Below are 1,507 nucleotides of genomic sequence, written 5' to 3'. Positions count from 1 at the left end.
GAAAGCGTTTTGAAGCTTTTTGAAGGGGGTTTTAAATTATGAGTGCAGAGGATAAAAAACATGGATGAAATTTTAAATGAAATCCGCAGATACAATAAGCTTAAAATGATAAGCGACGAAGAGATTATTCCGTATATCGAGATGGCAGAATATGAGATAAAAAAATATGATATTAGCGGGCTAAACCTGATTAAGGCCAAAGCCTATATGGGCCTTGCTCTTTTGGGGCAAAAGCTTTGGCTAAAGATCCAACAACGTGCGAACGAATACGACGAAAGCCTGGAGACCTTCAAGGACGTAAAGCAATGGGAGGAGTACTGGATGGATAAATTTTATAAGCTAACGACTAAAAAGAACACGGGCGGCTACTTTTATGCCGCGGTTTAAGGAGTAAAAATGGATTTAAGTGAAAAAATCACTACCGAAAAAGTGCTTATTGCGCTTTGCGAGGAGCTTATTTTAAAACATGAGGACGACTATAAGGTTTTTGTATCCGAAAGATCGGCGCTAAATCTCACGCAATACCGCGCCAATCTTAGCGTAATAGTACCTATCGCAAGCGGAGAGGCGGTGCTAAAAGAGCTGATGCGGCTGACCCCTCTATTACGCTTTACGGGCTCTAGCGTAGATGCTACGGATGAGCGCGGCGTGGATATACTAAATTTCACCTTTACCCTAGATTTTTTGGCTATGGCTAGTCTGGATGAGTGATGTATAGCAAAAAGACGAAAGAGCTTATCCTAAATCTTTTACACTCGGGTTATGCCGCCTCCGAGCTAGCTAAATCTTACGGAGTGAATGCCGCTACGATCGCGCGCTGGCGTAAGAAAGGCGCGGAAGATGGCGGCGCGATGACGATCCGCAATCTAAAAGCTCAAATAGCTGCGCTTAGCAAGGGCAAAAGTAGCGACTCCAAGGCAAAGCAGATCGCTATGCTTACAGCTTCGCTTTCTAGGCTACAGGGCGCAAAAGCAAAAGAGCAAAAGGTAAAAAACAAGAAAAAACCCATCGCGCTAATGAACGGAGCATATGAAAGCCTAAAAGAGATAGCGCTTAAAAGCGGCGAGCTATTCGATTATCAAAAGGATTTTTTAAACGACGCTTCGCAATTTCGCATCGTATTAAAATCCCGTCAGATCGGATTTTCTTACGTTTCAAGCCTCGATGCGCTCCTTGGCGCCGTAGCGGGGCGAAATCAACTATTTTTAAGCGCCAGCGAAGAGCAGGCTAGAATTTTAATGAATTATTCGCAAATGTGGGCAAAAAAGCTAGGCGTGAGCTTTGCGAAAGATAGCGAATATGAAAAGAGCCTTAATAACGGCGCTACAATCCGCGTTATGGCGCATAATTTCCGCACGGTGCAAGGCTTTACCGGAGATATTTGGATGGATGAGTTTGCCTGGTATCCCAATCAAAAGCGCATCTGGCACGCTTTCGTGCCTTCTATCGGAGCCGTAGCCGGTAGGCTTACCATCCTCTCCACCCCTTTTGAAGAAAATAGCTTTTT

3 protein-coding genes are annotated in these 1,507 nt (G+C 44.4%); all 3 read left to right on the top strand.

The genetic code is table 11. The features are described 5' to 3' along the window. The first annotated feature begins 42 nt into the window (after positions 1 to 42). Positions 43 to 387: a competence protein CoiA gene (locus tag Q0257_RS00060; protein WP_298019985.1), complete on the top strand. Its 345-nt coding sequence runs from the start codon at positions 43 to 45 to the stop codon at positions 385 to 387. 9 nt (positions 388 to 396) lie between these two features. Continuing rightward, positions 397 to 711 carry a hypothetical protein gene (locus Q0257_RS00055; RefSeq protein WP_298019982.1) on the top strand — a complete coding sequence of 105 codons (315 nt, stop codon included), beginning with the start codon at positions 397 to 399 and terminating at the stop codon, positions 709 to 711. After that, the coding region (locus tag Q0257_RS00050; protein WP_298019979.1) for a terminase family protein at positions 711 to 1,507 on the top strand (797 nt) is incomplete at its 3' end. The genes Q0257_RS00055 and Q0257_RS00050, both read left to right, overlap by 1 nt.

It is taken from the genome of uncultured Campylobacter sp. (assembly GCF_938018035.1).
In the GTDB taxonomy this organism is placed as follows: domain Bacteria; phylum Campylobacterota; class Campylobacteria; order Campylobacterales; family Campylobacteraceae; genus Campylobacter_B.
This window is presented reverse-complemented; position numbering and strand designations above follow the sequence as displayed.

What these genes read in the sequence shown, in the direction of transcription:
- Q0257_RS00055 (WP_298019982.1), top strand. Translation starts at nt 397, where the DNA reads ATGGATTTAAGTGAAAAAATCACTACCGAAAAAGTGCTTATTGCGCTT.